This window comes from Sphingosinithalassobacter tenebrarum (assembly GCF_011057975.1).
GTDB classification, from domain to species: Bacteria; Pseudomonadota; Alphaproteobacteria; order Sphingomonadales; family Sphingomonadaceae; genus Sphingomonas; species Sphingomonas tenebrarum.
In genome coordinates this window covers 3,574,010-3,594,091 of sequence record NZ_CP049109.1, presented here as the reverse complement: position 1 = coordinate 3,594,091, position 20,082 = coordinate 3,574,010, and the positions used below count along the sequence as shown (strand labels likewise).

The following is a 20,082-nucleotide window of genomic DNA, read 5'->3' as shown; positions in this document are numbered from 1 at the left end:
AAATGCTGACTTGGCAGCGAAAATCCTGACAATTCCCAATGGCGATACCTGCCCGGCCCGCGTTGATTTCGGGCCGGGCGGGACGTTATCCTGCTTCGCGAGCCGGCACCGATGCGTGCGGCTGCCCGGATCGGAAATTTCCGGCGGATGCGTAACAGTGGAGTAGGAACATGAAGGGTCTTCGCCTCGCGCTCGGCGCGAGCCTCATCGTCATGCCGGGCACGGCCTTGGCCCAGCAGGCCGGCAGCGATGCTGAAAACAGCCAGGAAACCCCCCCTGCACCCGTCGCTGTGCAGGATGTCGCGGGCGACGAAATCGTCGTCACCGCGCAGCGCCGCGAACAGCGGCTGAAGGACGTGCCGCTGACGATCGCCGCGCTTTCGCCCGAACAGCTCGCCCAGTCGGGCGTCGACAATGTCCTCGATCTGCAGAACGCGGTGTCGGGCCTGTCCTTCGGCGGTGTCGGTACGGCGTTCCAGCCCTCGATCCGCGGCGTCGGCACGCTGGTCAGCACCGGCGGCAGCGAAAACGCTGTCGCGCTCTATGTCGACGGCATCTACTATTACACGCCGCAGCTGCTGGGATCGACGCTGCCCGATGTCGAGCGCGTCGAAGTGCTGAAAGGGCCGCAGGGCACGCTGTTCGGGCGCAACTCGGTCGCCGGCGCGATCCGGGTCTTCACGCGCGATCCCTCGTTCACGCCGCAGATGGACATGCAGATTTCGGGCGGCGCCTTCACCGGCGACGGCGGCAGCCGCAGCTCGCCGCACATCGCCGCCAGCGCCTTCGTCACCACGCCGATCAGCGATACCGTCGCGGTCAGCCTGTCGGGCGGCTATGACTGGATCGACGGCTTTCTGACCGACGAGACCAACGGCAACAGCTACGGCACGATCCGCCGCGCCAATGCCCGCGCGAAACTGCTGTTCGAGCCGACCGGCAATCTCTCGATCAAGATCGGCGGCTTCTACCTCAGTCATGACGACGAAGGGTCGAATGCCTCGACCGCGGTCGACGGGCTTTCCGTCGCATCGGCCTATCCGGGGTCGATCGTTCCGACCGAGCCCTATCACACTGCCTATAACTCAGGCTTCGGCGGCCCGATGAATGTCGGAACGGTCGAAACCTGGGCGGCGGATGCCCGTATCGAGCTCGATGTCGATGGCGTGGGGACGTTCACGTCGCTGACCGGGTATAACGACAATTCGATCGTCAACCTGGTGTCGCTCACCCATTCGCAATCGTCGCCGACTTGTCTCGCGACCTTCGCCTGCGTCGAATATTCCTATTTCGTCGACACCCAGGCCTTCTCGCAGGAGCTCAATTTCGCGTCCGAACGCTGGGGCATCTTCCAGCTGACCGCCGGGCTCTTCTATTATCGCAACCGCACCGATACGATCGCCTATCTGCAGGAACCGATCATTCCCAACGGCGGCATGCTGGCCAAGGCCGAGCATTTCGAGATCGACGCCTATGCCGGCTATGCCGAGATCGAGGCGCATCCGACCGACCGGCTGACGCTGACCGCGGGCGGGCGCTACACACATGAAAGCCGCGACGACACCGCCACCACGGCGGCGACCGTAAACAAGCAGCGCGACTTCAACAGTTTCGTGCCGCGCATCACCGCGCAATATGAACTGACGCCGACGCTCAATGCCTATGCCAGCTTCTCGGTCGGCGAGAAGAGCGGCCTGACCGGCATCGCCAACACCGCCAGCACGCCGCCCTATGCGCCGGTCGAGGCGGAAAAGAACACGGCCTATGAAGCCGGGCTGAAATATGCCGATGGCGGCAACAGCGTGAATTTCGCCGGCTTCTTTTACGACTATACCAACAAGCAGGAGCAGGGCTTTACCGGCACTGCCGTCTTCCTTCAGAATTCGGGGCCGGTGCGCGTCTGGGGCTTCGATGCCGATGCCAGCTTCCGCCTTTCGGACGATTTCCGCCTGCGCGGCGCCGCGACCTGGGTGCCCGAAGCCAAATATACCGACTTCCCGAACGCCGCCTCGTACGGCCGCACACGCAATCCCGATGGCAGCTTCGCTTCGGTATTGTTCGACGCGACCGGCTATCGCCTGCCGCGCGCGCCGGAGTTCAGCGGCAATGTCGCGCTGGATTACGAGCATTACACGGCGGGCGGGATCATCGACGGCAATGTGACGGTGAGCTACACCAGTTCGCAGTTCCACGACCTGTATCACGTCGTCGAACAGCCGGACTATACGATCGTCAACGCCCGGTTCGGCTATACGTTCGGCGATCATATGCGGCTCGGCATCTATGGCCGCAATCTCACCAACGAGACCTATATCTCGAACACCGCGGTCAGCGGGCTGGGCTTCTTCGCCGCCTACGGCCGTCCGCGCGAAGTGGGGCTGCAGCTCGGCTACAGCTACTGATCGCATACCGCATCGGCGATGAAAGCCGGGTCGCACCGCGGCCCGGCTTGTCGGGACTCGCCGGTTGCTTGCGCAGCCGTGAAGCTTTCCGGTACGGTCTCTCCCGTCTCGAAAATGTACCGGGGTAATGGTAATGGCACATGCGAAGGCGATATTGCTGGCGACGGATCTGACCGCCAGATCGGACAGACCCACCGACCGTGCGATGCTGCTGGGAGACCAGCTGGATGCATCGGTCCTCATGCTGCATGTCGTCGAACCCGGCCGTACTGACGGCGATGCGGCCGAGCAGGCGGCGCGGGAGGAATTGCAGGCCATCGTCGACAGGGCGGGGTGCGAGGCCGAGCCGCTGGTGCGCAGCGGCGCCGTGCATGACGAGATATTGAAGCTGGTGGACGCGCGATCGCCGTCGCTGATCCTGACCGGCGTGGCGCGATACAATAATATCAGCGACTATTTCCTGGGAACGGCGGTCGAAGCGCTGGTGCGCCGCGCGCCGGTTCCCGTGCTGGTGGTGAAGGCGCGGGCGAGCGCGCCTTATCGCCGCCTGCTCTTCGCTACCGATTTTTCCGATTGCGCACGCCAGGCGCTGGAGCGGGCCGCCGCGATCTTCCCCGATGCCGAAATCACCGTCTGGCATGGCTGCCACGCCGCCTATGAGGCGTTTCTGGGCAAGGAAGGCACCGAGCTGGAGATTCAGCAGCAGGCCGACCGCGACATGAAGAAATTCGTTGCCGATGCCGATCTGCCCGCATCGGTGCGCGACCGGATGACCACGCTGGTCGAAGTCGGCGAATTCTACAGTCAGCTCCGCGACTGCCTGAACGACGGGAAATTCGACTTGCTGGTGATCGGCACCCACGGCGCCGGCGGGCTCACGCGCGCCGCGATCGGCAGCCGCGCGGCCGAGATCCTGAAATATGTCGACAGCGATACATTGGTGGTGCGGCCCGTTCGGCAATAGGCTTTACCTGCCGGCAACAGGAACGGTACCAAGACGGCCATGCATGCCGACATCCCGTTTCTGAGCGAGATTCTGCTCTTTCTGGTTGCGGCCGGGCTCATTATTCCGCTCACGCACCGCATTCGGATCAGTCCGGTACTCGGGTTTCTGTGCGTCGGCCTGCTGATCGGTCCCTATGGGCTGGGCAGGCTGGCCGGAACCTGGCCGGTGCTCGAACATGTCGTTGTCCATGATGCCGAAGGCGTCGCGACGATCGGCGAACTGGGCGTCGTCTTCCTGCTGTTCGCGATCGGGCTGGAATTGTCGCTGGCGCAGCTATGGGCGATGCGAAAGCTGGTTTTCGGGCTCGGCGGCGCGCAGGTGCTGCTGTGCGGCCTCGCCATCGGGCTGATCGCCAATGCCTATGGCAATCCGCCCGGGGCCTCGATCATCCTCGGCCTCTGCCTCGCTTTGTCGTCGACAGCGATCGTGATGCAGCTCCTGTCCGAAAAGCTGCAGCTTTCCACGCCCGCGGGCCGGGCCTCGTTCGGGATATTGCTGTTTCAGGATCTCGCGGTCGTCCCGATCCTGTTCCTGATCGGCGTGTTCGGCGCGCAGACCGAAGGGCCGGTGCTGCTTTCGGCGCTGAAGGCACTGGGAATGGCGGTCGGCGTGATCGTGGGCATCCTTGCGGTCGGGCGGCTGATCGTGCGCCCGCTGCTGCGCATCGCCGCGGCTTCGGGCATTCGCGAACAGTTCATGGCGGCGGTGCTGCTGCTGGTCATCGGCACCGCGACGCTTACCGCGGCGGCGGGGCTTTCGATGGCGCTCGGCGCCTTCCTTGCCGGGCTGCTCTTTTCGGGCACCGAATATCGCCACCAGATCAACAGCGATATCGAGCCGTTCAAGGGGCTGCTGCTCGCGCTGTTCTTCATCTCCGTCGGGATGAGCCTCGATCCCTATGCGGTCTATTCGCAGCTCGGGCTGGTGGTGATGTCCGCGATCGGACTGATCCTCTTGAAGGCCGCGATCATGGTCCCGCTCGGGCGCGCCTTCGGGCTGAACTGGGCGACCTCGGCGCAAACCGCTTTGCTGCTCGGCGAAGGCGGCGAATTCGCGCTCGTCGCAGTGACGACCGCGATGTCGGTGGCTGTGATGGACCGCGATGTCGGCCAGTTCATGCTGCTTGTCGTCGTCGTCACCATGTTCCTGACGCCGGGGCTGGAGCTGCTTGCGCGGCGCACCGGAGCGGCGGTCCGCGACCGTTTCGGCAGCGAGGAAGCGATGCCGCAGGCCGAGGACATGGCCGATCGCGTGGTGATCGGCGGCTTCGGCCGGGTCGGCCAGATGCTTGCCCGTCTGCTCGAGGACAATCGCATCGCCTATGTCGCGCTCGATCAGGATCCCGAGCTGGTAGCCGAGCATCGCAGGCGCGGCGCGCCTGTTTATTTCGGCGATGCCAGCAAGCCCGAAGTGCTCGAACATCTCGGGTTGCGACAGGCACGCGCCTTTGCCGCGACGATGGATCAGGGGCGTGCGTCGGAGCATCTGGTGGGGGCCGTCCATCGCGCCTGGCCGGACGTGCCGATCTTCGCGCGGGCCCGCGATCCCGAACATGCGCGTCGGCTGATCGAACTCGGCGCGACCAGCGCGACGCCGGAAACCACCGAGGCGAGCCTGCGCCTGTCGGAGGATTTGCTCGGCAGCGTCGGCATTCCCGACGATGCGGCGCGCGCGATCATCGAGCGCTACCGCGCCGAGAGCCGCGAATGGGCGGCATAGGGCCTGTCCTACATTGCCCGGTCGCGTTACAGCCGGGCCTATGACCGATATGATCCATTGCAGCCCGCGCGCGACGCCGATCCGGTCGTTCCGTGCGGAGAGGGGAAATCATGGGGGGCGTGGTGTCTCTTTTGTCTCCTTTCACTGCGTGAACGCCGTGCCGGGAGGCGCGTGATGAGCAGCGAATCACCCGAAGACATGACCTATGGGCGCTATCTCGCGCTCGACGACATTCTCTCCGCGCAGCATCCGATTTCGGACAAGCATGACGAGCTGCTGTTCATCGTCATCCACCAGACCAAGGAGCTCTGGCTCAAACAGGCGATCGCGGAACTGCTGCTCGCCAAGGCGCTGATCGGCGAGGGGCGGCTGATCGAGGCCTATAAGAGCCTGGCGCGAGTCAGCCGGATCCAGTCGGTGATGACGCTGAGCTGGGAAATTCTCGCGACGATGACGCCGAGCGATTACAGCGAATTCCGCTCGGTCCTCGGCTCCTCCTCGGGCTTTCAATCGGATCAGTTTCGCGCGGTCGAAACGCTGCTCGGGTTGCGCGGCGGCGGCGAGCCGGGGCCGCTGACGCTCGAATTCGCGGCGATGCCCAGCCTGTGGGACGACGCCAATGCCGCGCTCGCGCGTGCCGGCTTCGGCCTGTCGGATGCAGTGCTAAAGCGCGATTGGCCGCAACCCTATGAGCCTTCGGCCGAGGTCGAGGACGCGTGGGCGGAAGTCTATCGCGATACCGAAAAATATTGGGATCTCTATCAGCTCGCCGAAAAGCTGGTCGATATCGACGACGCGCTCGCGACCTGGCGCCACAAGCATGTGCTGACCGTCAGCCGCATCATCGGCGGCAAGCGCGGGACGGGTGGCACGGCGGGCGTGCCATATTTGCAGACCACATTGTCGAAGCGCGCTTTCCCCGAACTCTGGACGCTGCGGACGCAGCTGTGAGCGCTAGCTACAAACACCTGTTCCAGCGCAGCCTCGCCGCCGCGCCCGACCGGCTGCACTTCGCCGCGCACAGCCACCATCTCTGGCCCGACGCCAGCTATGTGGGGCAGATCGCCGCGTGGCAGGACGCCGCCCGGCTCGCCGACCGCAAATGGGGGCGGGTGATGGAGGAGCTGTGGCCCGCCGCGCAGCACCATGTGACGCACGAACTGGGACTTCCCGATCCGGCAAGCATCGCCTTTGCGGGCAACACGCATGATTTCCTGATCCGCATCGTCTCTGCGCTCGGCAAAAGTCCGGTGCGTATCCTGACCAGCGACGGCGAGTTTCACAGCTTCCGCCGCCAGATCGCGCGCTGGGTGGAGGCGGGGCATGTCGAACTCGAAACCGTGCCGGTGGGCGAGGGGTTCGAAACCGCCTTTCTCGAACGCGCGCTTTCGGGCGACCATGACCTCATCTTCGTCAGCCAGGTGATGTTCGGCACCGGCCGCGTGACGCAGGGGCTCGATCGCCTGGCCGCGCTGTCGCGGCCCGAGGGGCCGTGGCTGGTGGTCGACGGCTATCACGGTTTCATGGCGGTGGAGACCGATCTCGCGCCGCTCGCCAACAGCGCCTTCTACCTTTCCGGCGGATACAAATATGCGATGGCGGGGGAGGGCGTCGGCATTCTCCATGCGCCGCCGGGTTTCGGCGCGCGCCCCGAAATCACCGGCTGGTATGCCGAGTTCGACGATCTTTCGCTATCGACGGGGCAGGTGGGCTATGCCCCCGACGCGCGGCGGTTTCTGGGCGCGACGTTCGATCCCTCGGGCCTCTATCGCTTCGTCGCGGTGCGCGACATGCTGGCGGACGAGGGGATCACGACCGCCACTGTCAGCGCGTATGTAGCGGGGCTGCGCGACCAGTTGCTTGGCGGGCTGGACGACTCCCCGCTTGGAGAGGCAGAGCTGCTGAATCCGCCCGGCAAGGGGTCGCAGGCGCGGTTCCTGGCCTTCCGTACGCCGCATGCCGCCAAATGGCAGGAAATGCTCGCGGCGCAGGATATCGTCACCGATGTCCGCGCCGATGTGCTGCGGATCGGGTTCGGCCTCTACCACGACCAAAAGGATGTCGCGGAGTTGCTGGCGGTGCTGGGGCGGCTGCCAACCGAATAACAATGTCCGTTCGCACTGAGCTTGTCGAAGTGCGGTTGTTCTTTTCCAACGTTGGAGAAAGGCAGAACAGGGCTTCGACAGGCTCAGCCCAAAGGGGTCTTTATTGGCAGGGGCAGGGCCTAAGCCACCGGCTCCAGCCCCAACCGGGGGATTTCGATCTTGGGGCAGCGATCCATCACCACTTTCAACCCCGCCGCTTCGGCCCGCTGGGCCGCCGCTTCGTTGACGACGCCGAGCTGCATCCACACCGACTTCGCCCCGGCCGCGATCGCCTGGTCGACTGCTTCGCCCGCGGCCTCGGAATTGCGGAACACATCGACCATGTCGATCGGCTCGCCGATCTGCGAAAGGTCGCGGAAGACGAATTCGCCATGCACATGTTCGCCGGTGATCGTCGGATTGATCGGGATCACGCGATATCCCTGCCGCTGCAGGAACGCCATCACGCCGTATGAAGCACGCGAGGGATTGTCGGACGCACCGATCATCGCGATCGTGCGGGTTTCCTTGAGCAGAAGGGCGATATCGTCGTCGCGGGTCAGCGGCATGGGCTACTCCTTATCCGGCGAGCCATTGGTCGACCTTGCCCGCCATGTCAGCGAACGCAGGGTCGTCCGCAGCGTTCCCCGAATCGGACGCGGTGCGGATCGCGATGTCGAGCGGAATGCGGCCGAGGAACGGAATGCCGAGCTGCTTCGCCGCCGCTTCCGCGCCGCCCTTGCCGAAGGGATCGGAGACTTGGCCGCAATGCGGGCAGGCATAGCCCGCCATATTCTCGATCAGGCCGATGATCGGGACATTGACCTTGTTGAACAGGTCGATCGCCCGTGTCGCGTCGATCAGCGCCAGATCCTGCGGCGTCGAGACGATCACTGCGCCCGCTGGCTTGTGCTTCTGGATCATGGTGAGCTGCACGTCGCCGGTGCCGGGAGGCAGGTCGAGGACGAGCGTCTCGGTGTCGCCCCAATGCGCGTCGACCAGCTGGCCCAGCGCGCCGCCCGCCATCGGCCCGCGCCAGGCGATCGCCTGCCCCTCGGGCACCAGCCCGCCCATCGAAAGGAGCGGAACACCGTGCGGGGTTTCGACCGGGATCAGCTTCTCGTCCTTCGCCTGCGCCTTGACGCCTTCGACATGCATCAGCTTGGTCTGCGAGGGGCCGTAGATATCGGCGTCGACCAGCCCTACCTTGCGGCCCGCGGCCTTGAGCGCGATCGCCAGATTGGCGGCGACGGTCGATTTGCCGACGCCGCCCTTGCCGCTCGCCACGGCGATCAGCCGCCGCTGCACGCGTTCGCTGGTCTGCAGAACGCGGACGTCGGAAATGCCGGGCAGTGCCTGCGCGGCGGCCTTCACATCGGCCTCCAGCGCGTCGCGCGCCGATTCGGGCAGGCCGGTGACGTCGAGCACGATATTGGCTCGCCCCTCGGTAATGCGGGCAGTGGCACGTCCGGCGGAAACGGGAGCGAGGGCGGCTTCGAGCGTTGCGCGATCTGTCATAGCGGCCAGATAGGGAACAAATCGCGCGCTGCCACTGTAAATCCGCGCCTGCATCCCTATAAAGGCACGCATGACAATCGGATCACGCCTGCGGCGATGGACAGGCATCTTGATGAGCGAAGGGCCGAAAAGCCCCTGGGGCGGCGGTAGCGGCGACAAGGGCGGCGACGGCGACGATTCGGGCGGCGGTCCGCGCAATCCCTGGGCCTATCCGCCAGAAGGCAAGCGTCCCCGCTCCGGCGGCAGCACGACGCTCGACGATTTGCTGAAACGCGCGCGGCGCGGCGGCGGCGGATCGGGCGGTCCTGGTGGCGGCTTGCCGGGCATTCCCGGCGGCAAGGGCTTGTGGGCGCTGATCATCGGCGGCCTGCTGCTTGCCTGGGTGGCGCTCACCAGCTTCCACACCATTGGCCCCGAGCAGCGCGGCGTACTGACCTATCTCGGACGCTTCCAGAATGTGCTGGGGCCGGGCATCTATCCCACCTGGCCGGCGCCCTTCGCGTCGGTCACCGTCGTCAATGTCGACGAGATTCGCGACGAGAATTTCCCGCGCGGCGGCGAAGAGCCCAATCTGATGATCACCGGCGACCAGAATATCGTCGATCTCGATTATCAGGTGCGCTGGAACGTCGCCAATCCGCAGGCCTATGTCTTCCAGATCGAGGATCCCGAAGACACGGTCCGCTCGGTTGCCGAAAGCGCGATGCGCGCAGTGGTCGCCACTGCGACGCTCGACGAGACGATCGGCGATGGTCGCGACGCGATCGAGGCGCGTGTCATCGAATTGATGCAGCGGATCCTCAACGAATATAATTCGGGTGTCCGGGTGCAGGGCGTCGCGATCAAGAACGCAAGCGCGCCGGCGGAAGTCGACGAGGCGTTCAAGGCCGTCACCGCCGCGCAGCAACAGGCGCAGGCAGGCCTCAACGACGCGCGCGCCTATGCGCAGCAGGTGATCGCTCAGGCGCAGGGCGAAGCGGCGCAGTTCGACAAGATCTATGAGGAATATCAGCTCGCCCCCGAAGTGACGCGGCGGCGCATGTATTATGACACGATGGAGCGCGTGCTCGAACATGCCAACACGACCGTGATCGAGGCCGATGGCGTGACTCCCTATCTGCCGCTTCCCGAAGTCCGCCGCCGTGCGGCGCAGGGCAGCCAGCAACAGCCTGCCCAGCAGAACGGAGGCCAGCAATGAGTCTCGTCCGCAATCCGATGACGATCGGCATCGCCATCCTGCTAGTGCTGGTGCTGCTGTTGAGCTCGGTGGCGATCGTACCCGAGACGCGCCAGGCAGTGATCCTGCGTTTCGAAAAGCCGATCCGCACCGTCAATGCGTATCAGACCGGCGAAGTTTTCGGGAATACCGGCGCCGGACCGATCTTTCGCGTGCCGTTCCTCGATCGCATCGTCTGGGTCGACAAGCGGGTTCAGGGCATCACGCAGGACAATCTGCCGGTGCTTTCGACCGACCAGCTTCGCCTCGAAGTCGACGCTTTCGCGCGCTATCGCATCGTCGATCCGCTCAGGATGGTGATCACCGCGCGCAGCGAGGAAGGCGTCGCGACGCAGCTGCGGCCGTTGCTCGGATCGGCGCTGCGCAACGAACTGGGCAAGCGCGAATTCGCGGCATTGCTCAGCCCCGAGCGCGGCGAAGTGATGGAAAGCATCCAGCGCGCGCTGCAGGTGCAGGCGAGCCAATATGGCGTCGAAGTGGTCGATGTGCGGATCAAGCATGCCGACCTGCCCGACGGGTCGCCGCTCGACAGCGCGTTCGATCGGATGCGGACGGCGCGGCGTCAGGAAGCGGCGACGATTGCCGCGCGCGGGCGTCGTGAAGCGCAGATCATCCGGGCCGACGCCGATGCGCAAGCCGCGAAAATCTATGCCGAAAGCTTCGGTAAGGACCCGGATTTCTACGATTTCTACCGCGCGATGCAGTCCTATCGCTACACCTTCGCGGGCGAGAACGGGAAGAATCGCGGCGATGACGGCAGGCCGACAATCGTCCTGTCGCCTGACAATCAGTATCTGCGAGAGTTTCAGGGGCGTCGATAATCGGGGGGAAACCGAAACTGACGATCTGTTCATATTCAATCAGTGTTCAGGAATCGGGGCGCAGAACCCGATCCGGGGGCTGGTTACCTGAAGCAAGAGGATGAAACCGTGCGCTACGCATATGCTCTGACGACTGCACTTCTGCTGGGCGGAGCGGCCGCCACGATGACGATTCATCAGCCGGCCGGAGCCCAGACAGCGCAGAACGAACCTGGCGCGATCCAGGCACAGGCGCCGCGACCCAATGCGCCGATGAGCTTCGCCGAAATGGTGGAAAAGCTGCAGCCGGCGGTGGTCAATATCTCGACCACGCAACGCGTGGAAGTGCCGACCAATCCGTTTGCCGGTACGCCGTTCGGCGAGTTTTTCGGTAACCGGGGCGGCGGCGGTTCGCGCACGCAGGAAGCCGAATCGCTCGGCTCCGGCTTCGTCATTTCCGACGACGGCTATGTCGTCACCAACAATCATGTCGTCGCGCCGGGCAATGCCCGTGCCGTGGTCGAATCGATCACGGTAACGCTGTCGGACGGCCGCGAATATGAGGCTCAGCTGGTCGGCCGCGACGCGCAGTCCGATCTGGCGGTGCTCAAGATCGACGGCGATGGCCTGCCTTTCGTCCGCTTCGGCGATTCGACGGCGGCGCGCGTCGGCGACTGGGTGGTCGCGATCGGCAATCCCTTCGGCCTGGGCGGCACCGTGACGGCGGGCATCATTTCCGCAGTGCATCGCGTTACGGGCGCGGGCGCCTATGACCGGTTCATCCAGACCGATGCCTCGATCAACCGCGGCAATTCGGGCGGACCGATGTTCGATCTCAACGGCAATGTGATCGGCATCAACTCGCAAATCTATTCGCCCACCGGCGGCAATGTCGGCATCGGCTTTGCGATTCCCGCCGAGGAAGCCAAGCCGGTGATCGACACGCTGATCGCCGGAGGCGAAATCAAGCGCGGCTATCTGGGCGTGCAGATGCAGGATCTGAGCGACGATCTGGCCGATGCGCTGGGCGTGCCCAAGGGCAAGGGAACGCTGATCGCGCGGGTCGAGCCGGGCGAGGCAGCGGCCAAGGCGGGCCTCAAGGCCGGCGATCTGGTCGTAAAGGTCGGTGGCAAGGACGTGACCCCCGATCAGACGCTGAGCTATCTCGTCGCCAATATCGAACCGGGCAAGCGCGTTCCGGTCGAAGTGATTCGCGAGGGCGAACGCCGGACCTTCCAGGTGACGCTGGGCACGCGGCCGAGCGAAGAGGAACTGGCCGGGTTCGACCCGAATGATGATTCGACTCCGCCATCGGCCGAAACGCCCGATTCGGCAGCGGCATCGCTGGGCCTGATCGTACGCCCGCTGACACCGCAGATCGCGCGCAGCGTCGGTATCGATCCCGAGACCGAGGGCGTGGTCGTGCTGCGCGTCGATCCGTCGAGCGCGGCGGGGCAGCAGGGTCTGCGCCGCGGCGACGTGATCACCAGCGCCAACCGCAAGCCGGTAAAGTCTCCGCAGGAACTGGCGGAGATCGTCACCGGTGCCAAGCAGGCGGGTAACGGTACTGTCGTCGTCTATATCCAGCGCGGTCGGGCTGGTCGGTTCGTACCCCTGCAGATCGACGGCTGACCCTGACGAAGCTGTGAGGGCATGAAGACGGGAGGCCGCCGACGCGATCGCGTCGGCGGCCTCAGCTCATCTGGTCGAGCAGCGATTCGATCGGGACGAAGGCGAACGCCACCGAGCTGTCGGCCACGCCATAGGGAATGAAGATCATGTCCCCGTGGCGCACCGCGCCACAGCTGTAGACGACATTGGGTACATAGCCCTCGCGATCCTGATCGACCGCCGCCAGGATGGGCTCGCGGGTCCGGCCGATCACCATCGACGGGTCGTTCTTGTCGAGCAGGATCGCGCCGATCGAATATTTGCGCATCGCGCCGACGCCGTGGGTGAGCAGCAGCCAGCCCTCGTCCAGCTCGATCGGCGGGCCGCAATTGCCCATCTGCACCAGTTCCCAAGGATAGACGGGCGTTACCAGCACCTCGCCTTCGTCCCAATGGGTGAGGTCGTCGCTTTGGATCAGGAAGATATTCTCGCCGTCCTGCCGGCCGATCATCATATATTTGTCGCCGATCTTGCGCGGAAAGAGCGCCATCCCCTTGTTGCGCGCCGCGCTGCCGGTCATCGGCACCAGATCGAAGGCGCGCCAGTCGGTCGTGCGCAGCAGCTCCGACTGGATATGCGAGCCGTTATAGGCAGTGTAGGTGCCGATCCATTCGCGGCTTCCATCGTCATGGACGAATTGGCACAGCCGCAGATCCTCCAGTCCGTTCGACTGAGCGGCGGTGATCGGAAAGAGGACGGTGCCCGAAAGCGTCGAATCGCGATGCCGCAGCACCGTCACCTGCCCCTGCGGAACTTCATTTTCGTCGCCGTGTGTATCGGTGGCGGTGGCGAAGGGTGGTTCGGGCGCCAGCCGGATATCCCCCTGGTCGGTGATGATCCCCTCGCGAAAGGCGACCGAGGAGATATGGCCTTCGCCCACCGCGCGCAGCGAGATGATGACACGCAGCGATCCTTCGCGCAGACCGCTCTGATCGTGATGCGGCACGGCGCTGGGATTCATCAGCGCGGCGGCGGCATAGCTGTATTCGTGACAGAAATAGGCGCCGATCAACTGGCGTTTCTCGTCGCTGATATGCGCGCCGTCGAGCTGCATCTGCGCCTCGATCTCGTCATAGCGCGTCATGAAGACGCGGCGCGTCTGCCAATGGCGCTTTTCGAAGTCCTTGAGCACGCGGTCGAGCTGGACCCGCGCCTGCGCGGGCGACATGTCCAGCACTTCGCGGACCAGCCGCTCGCTGCGGCTCGGCCCCGACCCGTTCGATTGCCAGGACAAGTGAAAGGGCCGGACCACCACTCGCGAAGGATCGGCGCGCAGCCGGAGCGAATGGTGGAAAATCTGCAACATGGCGCCCCCGGCTCTTGCTCTTGCCGGCGCGGGATCTCTATGCGGCGGCGACTTCCGGTCCTGCCACGTTTTCAGTCACCTTTGAAAGTACCGAAATGGCGCAGGAAGCCAGCTGAAGCGCCAAAATCGATTCGGCGCCCTGGTTGCGGTTGAGTCCGGTGGGCATCAGCCCGTCGAAACATCCGCCATCCTGACTGGTGGCCAGCGGCAGATCGAGATCGTTGGCCCCTAGATACCAGCGATAGGCGCGCATCGCTTCGGCTATCCAGCTGCGGTCGCCGGTGGCGGTGAAAGCGGCATCGCACGCGTCGACCATCGCCTGCGCTTCCAGCGGCTGCTGGTCGAACGGAAGCGGATCGGCATATTCACGTCCGAAGCTTTCGGTACCGACGGCGCGAAACCGGCCCTCGGGCGAAAGCTGGCGGTCGCGGATCCACTCGAGCGTTTCGAGCCCGACAGCGATGAAATCGTCGCGCTCCAGGGCCTTGCCTGCCCGCAGCAGCGCCTCGGGCAGCCGGGCATTGTCATAGGCCAGGACGATTTCGAACCAGCTCCATTCTGGCCGGCGCGCCTTGTCGAGCAAGGCGATCAGATCCTCGCCGAAGCGTTCGAGCAATTCGCGCGAGAGGGAATGGCCGGGATGCGCCGCGAGCATTTCGGCGGCGCCGAGCATTGCGAAGGCCATCGCGCGCGGGCTGCGAAGCTGCAGCGCCAGCGTGGCGGTCGCATCGTAGAGCGACAGCGCCCAGTCGCGATGCTTGCGCGGTTTCGCGCGGTTCGCCGCGACGCCCAGCGCCCAGATGGTGCGGCCGTTCGAATCCTCCGATCCCGCTTCCTCGCTCCAGCTGCGATCGAACCGCATGAAGTTGCGGAACCGCTGTTTTTCCGGGTTCCAGGCGAACTGGATGAAGGACGCGTAGATGCCGATCCACTTGTCGCGCACTACGGGGTCCAGATCCTCCATCTTGCACATCAGGATCAGCGCCCGGGCATTATCGTCGATGCAATAGCCGTGATTGCGATCGGGTACCGAATAGACCGAATGCTGGAGCATGCCGGTGGTGTCGCTCATACGCTCGACAGCGGAAATATCGGGTTCGATCGGGGTGATGTCGACGACTCGCTGATTGAGCCGCCGCGGCTTGGCGGTTCGCGCATTATCCAGCACTTCGATCGCGCGTTCGGCCAAGCGGGGCCACAACATGGTGCGACCGCGCGCATAGGCGCGATGCGACAAGGCCTGACGCTCATTGTCGTCCGTCAGCAGCCGCGCGATCTCGTGCGCGAAGCCGCCGCTGTCGCCGAATCCGACCAGCACGCCGTGACGATCGGCGAGAATTTCGGTCGCGTGAACATAGGGAGTGGAAACCACTGCCTTGCCCACGCCGACGGCATAGGAAAGCGTGCCCGATGTGATCTGTGCCGGATTGGAATAGGGCGTGACGTAGATGTCGGCGGCCTGGAGATAGTCGAGCAGCGGTTCCTGCTCGACAAAGGCGTCGACGAAGCGGACATGATCGGCGACTCCCTTCTCCTGCGCCAGCGTCTTGAGCTGGTCGCGATAGATTTCGCCTTCATGCGCGACGAGATTGGGATGCGTCGCGCCCAGTACGACATACAGCGCGCGCGGCTCGACGGCGACGATATCGGGCATTGCCGCGATCATCGTTTCGATTCCCTTGTTGGGTGCGAGCAGGCCGAAGGTGAGGATCACCTTGCGCCCCTCCCAGCCGAACCGGCCCTTCATCGTCTCGGGTGCGACAAACGGACGATCGGGCACGCCGTGCGGGATCGTTACGATAGCGCGATCGTCGGCACCGTGCACCCGCTTCAGTATCTCGCGGCCCTTTTCGGCCATCACGATCACTTTCGAGCAGCGGCGCAGCAGTGCCTCGAGCACACGGCGTTCGTCTTCGCTGGGATGTTCGAGGATCGTGTGCAGCGTGGCGACGACAGGGATGGTCAGTCGGTCGAGCAGCGCGATCAGGTTTTCGCCCGCCGGACCGCCATAGATACCGTATTCATGCTGTACCCATAGCGCCTGCGCGCCGCTTTCGCTGATCGCCCGTGCCGCTTCGACATGGGCGGCGGGATCATGCTGCGGGATGGCGGCGACGACTTCGGGTGGATATTCGTAGCGCCCGGGATGGTCGTCCATCGCATAGACGTCGACGCGAAGGTCGGGAAAACGTTCGGTGAGCGCGGCATGCGTATCGGACGTGAAGGTGGCGATCCCGCATTTGCGCGGCAGGAAGTTGCCGAGCAGTGCGACATGGCGCAATCGCGACGTTTCCAGCGTGTGATGCTGTTCCACGGCAAATCCCTTCAATTTGAGACTTTTCGGGGCAATTCAGCCCCTTAGGTCCGATACAAAACTCTCCCGGCGCCAAATGGTTGCTCAATGGTGCGCTGCAGCATGTGTTACGCTGCCGAGTCGTGTCAAATTGTGGGGAATTCAGCCTCGTCCGCGATATCCGGGAACATCCTGATCGGGGATCCAGACGCCTTCGGGCGGCGCGCCGGTTTGCCAGAAGACGTCGATCGGAATGCCGCCGCGGGGATACCAGTATCCGCCGATCCGCAGCCATTCGGGGTTCATTTCGTTGAACAGTCGCTCGCCGATACCGACGGTGCAATCCTCGTGAAACGCGCCGTGATTGCGAAAGCTGCCGAGGAACAGCTTGAGCGACTTGGATTCGACTATCATGTCGCGCGGGACATAGTCGATCACCAGATGCGCGAAATCGGGCTGGCCGGTGATCGGACAGAGCGACGTGAATTCCGGCGCCGCGAAGCGCACCAGATAGCGTGTCCCCGCCCGCGGGTTGGGAACATAATCGAGCACCGCCGCGTCGGGAGAAGTGGGCAGCGTGCTTTCCTTGCCGAGATGTACCGGGTTCATGGCTCTCCGATACTGGGCCCGGCTCCCGCAATCAATCGCGCGCCTCTCGACGCACGGCGCGGCGATGCTAAGACGGGGTACGGAGGAGTTGCTTTGGACGCGCTGGTGACAAGCGATTGGCTGGTCGAGGAAATCGGAAAATCCGATCTCGCGCTGATCGACGCGACCTATACGGTCACGATTCCCGGCGCACCGGCCGGCGATCCCCGCGGCGCCTATCTCGCCGGGCATATTCCCGGCGCGCGCTTCCTCGATCTCGATACGCTGTGCGACCTGGAAAGTCCCTTGCCGTCCACCGTGCCGCCCGCCCGCACTGTTGCCGAGCGGCTCGGCGCGCTGGGCGTGTCCCCCGGCATGCGCATCGTCCTCTATGACGACGGCAGCCCCTATACTGCCTGTCGCGCATGGTGGCTGCTGCGCCTGGCAGGAGTGGAGGCGTCGATACTGGACGGCGGCATCGTGAAATGGCGCGCGGAGGGACGGCCGCTCGAATCGGGGTCGGTTGCGGTCCCCGAAACGCATTTTCCCGTCGCGCCGGCAATCGCCGAGGTGCGTACGCTCGATCAGATGCGCGACAACCTCGTCAGCGGTGCCGAGCAGGTCGCCGATGCGCGTTCCGCCGCGCGCTTTTCGGGGGAACAGGCGGATGCCCGGCCGGGCTGCGCCGCCGGCCATATTCTCGGATCGCGCAATATCCCGTCGGGAAGCTTTTTCCGAGCCGACGGGACATGGAAGCGGGGGGCGCAATTGCGTGCGGTGTTCGACGGCGCCGGCATCGACCCGCTACGGCCGCTGGTCGCCACTTGCGGATCGGGCATCACGGCTGCGATCATCGTTTTCGGCGCGCATCTGCTGGGACACGCCGCCGCATTGTACGACGGAAGCTGGACCGAATGGGGCACGCTTCCCGACACACCCAAGGCAACAGGAACCGTATGAGCGCAAGCGACGACGACAAACAGGCCACCCGCATCGTTACCGCGGGGCGCAGACCCGAATGGACGCAAGGCATCGTCAACCCGCCGGTCTGGCGCGCTTCGACGATCCTCTATGACAGTGTCGGCGACTTGCGCGCGGCGGGCGGGCGCGACAGCCATCATCGCCTGTTCTACGGCCGCCGCGGGACGCCTACCCAATGGTCGCTTGCCGATGCGCTGACAGAACTGGAGCCCGGCGCCGAGGCGACTCTGCTCTATCCCTCGGGCGTCGCCGCGGTGTCCTCGGCGCTGCTGTCGGTGCTTTCTCCCGGCGACGAATTGCTGCTCGCAGACAGCGTCTATGATCCCACGCGCGGCTTTGCCGATCAGTTTCTCAAGCGCTTCGGCGTCACCACCACCTATTATGATCCGATGATCGGGGAGGGGATTGCGAGCCTCGTCACCGACCGCACCAGGGCTGTCTTTCTCGAAAGCCCGGGCAGCCTGACCTTCGAGGTTCAGGATATTCCCGCGATCCTCGGCGTGGCGCGGGACAAGGGGCTGGTGACGCTGATGGACAATACCTGGGCGACACCGCTGCTGTTTCCCGCGATCGCGGCGGGGGTGGATTATTCGATCCTCGCCTGCACAAAATATGTCGTCGGGCATTCGGACGTGATGCTGGGTTCGGTGACCGCTGCGAAGGGTAAATATGCCGAACTGCGCAAGGGCGCCTATCATCTCGGCCAGACGGCCAGTCCCGACGACGCCTGGCTCGGTGCGCGCGGGCTGCGGACGATGGATGTGCGGCTTAGGGCGCAGGGGCATGCCGCGATGCATATCGCGCAATGGCTCGATCGCCGGCCGGAAGTGGCGCGGGTACTGCACCCCGGCCTGCCGTCCTGCCCTGGCCACGAATTTTTCGTCCGCGATTTCAAGGGGAGTTCGGGACTGTTCTCGATCGTGCTCAACGGTGGCGGCGAGCGCGAGCGCGCCGCGCTGATCGACGGGCTGCGCCTGTTCGGAATCGGGTTCAGCTGGGGGGGCTATGAAAGCCTCGCGCTGCCGGTCGATCCGCAGAAGATTCGCACCGTCGTTCCCTGGGAAGCCGAAGGGCCGGTCGTGCGGCTCCAGATCGGGCTGGAGGATCCCGACGATCTGATCGCCGATCTCGATGCCGGGCTGATGCGCTTCCGCGAGGCGCTTGCATGAGGGACGTCACACGCTGGCTGTCCGCGCAGGGCATTTCGATCCCGGACACCCCGGTATTGATCGAAACCGCCATCGCCGTCGCGCTGACGGCGGCGGCGCTTGCGCTCGGCTGGCTGGCGGGGCGGCGGCTGGGGCCGCTGATCACGCGGTTCTGGGAAAAGCGCGTCGGCGGCCATGCCGAAGGGCTCGGCGCGCGGATGTGCGATATTGTCCGTCACGGGTCGGTGGTGATCCTTCTGGCGATCTGCGCGGCGTTCTGGCCCTGGCATGCGCCGGGGGCGCTCGTCATCGGCTTCGTCGAGGGCATTGCGGCGGGGCTGGTTATCGCCGCCGTGTTGCGCGGTCTCGGTATCCCGCGCTGGGCCGCATGGACGATGGGGTTGATCGCCTTCGTGGCGATCCTTGCCAATGCGATCGGCGGATTCGACGTGATCGAAGTGATGCTCCAGCGTGTGGGCTTCGATATCGGCAAGCGGCGCTTCTCGCTCTATTCGGTGCTGACGATCGCCGTGACGCTGATCGTGCTGTTCGCGCTGGTGCGGCTGGCCAATCGCGTCACCAACCATACCATCGCCAATGCCCGCGGCTTCGATCCGACGCAGAAGCTGCTGTTCCAGAAGCTTGCCGGCATTGCGGTGCTGGTCGTCGCTTTCTTCATCGGGATCGATTTGCTCGACGTCGACCTGACGGCATTCGCGGTTTTTTCCGGTGCGCTCGGACTTGCGGTCGGTTTCGGTCTGCAGAAAACGGTCGGCAATCTGATCGCCGGAATCATCCTGCTCATGGACCGATCGATCAAGCCGGGCGACGTGATCGTGGTCGGCGACAGTTTCGGCTGGGTCAACAAGATCGGCGTGCGCGCGGTTTCGGTGATCACGCGCGACGGCAAGGAGCATCTGATTCCGAACGAGAATCTGATGACGCAGGAAGTCGAGAACTGGAGCTATTCGGACAAGAATGTCCGCGTGCGTATTCCGGTGGGCGTTTCCTATGCGAGCGACCTGAAGCTGGCGCAGGAACTGATGCTGCGCGCGGCGACCGAAAGCCCCCGGGTGCTCGACAATCCCAAGCCCAATGTCTGGCTGGCCGGGTTCGGCGACAGCTCGGTCGACCATGAGATTCTGGCCTGGATCAACGATCCCGAAGGCGGGGTCGGCAATGTCCGGTCGGATGTGCTCAATCGCGTGTGGAAGCTGTTCAAGGAGAACGGCGTCGAAATTCCCTTCCCGCAGCGCGATGTGTGGGTGAAGGGCCTTCCCGAACCAAGCGGCGGTGCAAAGGCGGACAGCAAGACGCCCGCAGAATAGC

At 64.6% G+C, this 20,082-nt stretch carries 16 protein-coding genes; 11 read left to right on the top strand and 5 right to left on the bottom strand.

The genetic code is table 11. From position 1 onward, the window contains the following. The first annotated feature begins 170 nt into the window (after nucleotides 1–170). The 5 genes from G5C33_RS17850 to G5C33_RS17830 all read left to right on the top strand — a co-directional run bounded on the left by G5C33_RS17850 (nucleotide 171) and on the right by G5C33_RS17830 (nucleotide 7,232). Nucleotides 171–2,402: a TonB-dependent receptor gene (locus G5C33_RS17850; protein WP_165328384.1), complete on the top strand. Its 2,232-nt coding sequence runs from the start codon at nucleotides 171–173 to the stop codon at nucleotides 2,400–2,402. Nucleotides 2,403–2,535: 133 nt separating this feature from the next. Then, nucleotides 2,536–3,366, top strand: coding sequence for a universal stress protein (locus G5C33_RS17845; protein WP_165328383.1), 831 nt, complete (start codon nucleotides 2,536–2,538; stop codon nucleotides 3,364–3,366). A gap of 39 nt (nucleotides 3,367–3,405) precedes the next feature. Continuing rightward, complete coding sequence (locus G5C33_RS17840; RefSeq protein WP_165328382.1) at nucleotides 3,406–5,127, top strand: cation:proton antiporter domain-containing protein; 1,722 nt, start codon at nucleotides 3,406–3,408, stop codon at nucleotides 5,125–5,127. A 174-nt stretch (nucleotides 5,128–5,301) separates the two neighbouring features. Beyond that, nucleotides 5,302–6,078, top strand: coding sequence for a tryptophan 2,3-dioxygenase (locus G5C33_RS17835; RefSeq protein ID WP_165328381.1), 777 nt, complete (start codon nucleotides 5,302–5,304; stop codon nucleotides 6,076–6,078). Continuing rightward, a complete protein-coding gene (locus tag G5C33_RS17830; RefSeq protein ID WP_165328380.1) occupies nucleotides 6,075–7,232 on the top strand; it encodes an aminotransferase class V-fold PLP-dependent enzyme in 1,158 nt (385 codons plus the stop codon). The genes G5C33_RS17835 and G5C33_RS17830 overlap by 4 nt, the downstream gene beginning before the upstream one ends. A gap of 119 nt (nucleotides 7,233–7,351) precedes the next feature. Here the strand turns inward: G5C33_RS17830 and G5C33_RS17825 are convergent, their stop codons facing one another. Next, nucleotides 7,352–7,780, bottom strand: a complete 429-nt coding sequence (locus tag G5C33_RS17825) for a CoA-binding protein (RefSeq protein WP_165328379.1) — start codon at nucleotides 7,778–7,780, stop codon at nucleotides 7,352–7,354. Between the two features lie 10 nt (nucleotides 7,781–7,790). Next, complete coding sequence (locus tag G5C33_RS17820) at nucleotides 7,791–8,729, bottom strand: Mrp/NBP35 family ATP-binding protein (RefSeq protein ID WP_165328378.1); 939 nt, start codon at nucleotides 8,727–8,729, stop codon at nucleotides 7,791–7,793. A 112-nt stretch (nucleotides 8,730–8,841) separates the two neighbouring features. On the opposite strand from G5C33_RS17820, the gene hflK reads away from it, so the two are divergent. The 3 genes from hflK (at nucleotide 8,842) to G5C33_RS17805 (ending at nucleotide 12,398) form a co-directional block, all read left to right on the top strand. After that, nucleotides 8,842–9,927: a protease modulator HflK gene (gene hflK / locus G5C33_RS17815; protein ID WP_228275122.1), complete on the top strand. Its 1,086-nt coding sequence runs from the start codon at nucleotides 8,842–8,844 to the stop codon at nucleotides 9,925–9,927. Next, nucleotides 9,924–10,787, top strand: coding sequence for a protease modulator HflC (hflC, locus tag G5C33_RS17810; protein WP_165328376.1), 864 nt, complete (start codon nucleotides 9,924–9,926; stop codon nucleotides 10,785–10,787). The genes hflK and hflC overlap by 4 nt, the downstream gene beginning before the upstream one ends. Before the next feature lie 165 nt (nucleotides 10,788–10,952). Further along, nucleotides 10,953–12,398 carry a Do family serine endopeptidase gene (locus G5C33_RS17805; RefSeq protein WP_228275121.1) on the top strand — a complete coding sequence of 482 codons (1,446 nt, stop codon included), beginning with the start codon at nucleotides 10,953–10,955 and terminating at the stop codon, nucleotides 12,396–12,398. A gap of 61 nt (nucleotides 12,399–12,459) precedes the next feature. On the opposite strand, the gene G5C33_RS17800 is transcribed toward G5C33_RS17805, so the two are convergent. From G5C33_RS17800 to queF, 3 genes are all read right to left on the bottom strand, one after another. Beyond that, nucleotides 12,460–13,743: a glycoside hydrolase family 130 protein gene (locus G5C33_RS17800; protein ID WP_165328374.1), complete on the bottom strand. Its 1,284-nt coding sequence runs from the start codon at nucleotides 13,741–13,743 to the stop codon at nucleotides 12,460–12,462. Between the two features lie 37 nt (nucleotides 13,744–13,780). Then, the gene (locus G5C33_RS17795; protein ID WP_228275120.1) at nucleotides 13,781–16,057 is read right to left on the bottom strand and encodes a glycosyltransferase family 4 protein; all 2,277 of its coding nucleotides are present in this window, start codon (nucleotides 16,055–16,057) and stop codon (nucleotides 13,781–13,783) included. Nucleotides 16,058–16,198: 141 nt separating this feature from the next. After that, the gene (queF, locus tag G5C33_RS17790) at nucleotides 16,199–16,645 is read right to left on the bottom strand and encodes a preQ(1) synthase (RefSeq protein ID WP_165328373.1); all 447 of its coding nucleotides are present in this window, start codon (nucleotides 16,643–16,645) and stop codon (nucleotides 16,199–16,201) included. 93 nt (nucleotides 16,646–16,738) lie between these two features. Between queF and G5C33_RS17785 the strand changes: the two genes are divergently transcribed. Genes G5C33_RS17785 through G5C33_RS17775 form a run of 3 tightly spaced genes read left to right on the top strand, consistent with a single transcriptional unit; the run spans nucleotide 16,739 to nucleotide 20,081 of the window. Next, nucleotides 16,739–17,584 (top strand): sulfurtransferase, encoded by an 846-nt coding sequence (locus G5C33_RS17785; RefSeq protein WP_165328372.1) that lies wholly within the window; start codon nucleotides 16,739–16,741, stop codon nucleotides 17,582–17,584. Beyond that, nucleotides 17,581–18,774: a cystathionine beta-lyase gene (gene metC, locus G5C33_RS17780; RefSeq protein ID WP_228275119.1), complete on the top strand. Its 1,194-nt coding sequence runs from the start codon at nucleotides 17,581–17,583 to the stop codon at nucleotides 18,772–18,774. Before G5C33_RS17785 ends, metC begins: the two co-directional genes overlap by 4 nt. Further along, nucleotides 18,771–20,081 carry a mechanosensitive ion channel family protein gene (locus G5C33_RS17775; protein ID WP_165328370.1) on the top strand — a complete coding sequence of 437 codons (1,311 nt, stop codon included), beginning with the start codon at nucleotides 18,771–18,773 and terminating at the stop codon, nucleotides 20,079–20,081. The genes metC and G5C33_RS17775 overlap by 4 nt, the downstream gene beginning before the upstream one ends. Nucleotide 20,082: the final 1 nt, after the last annotated feature.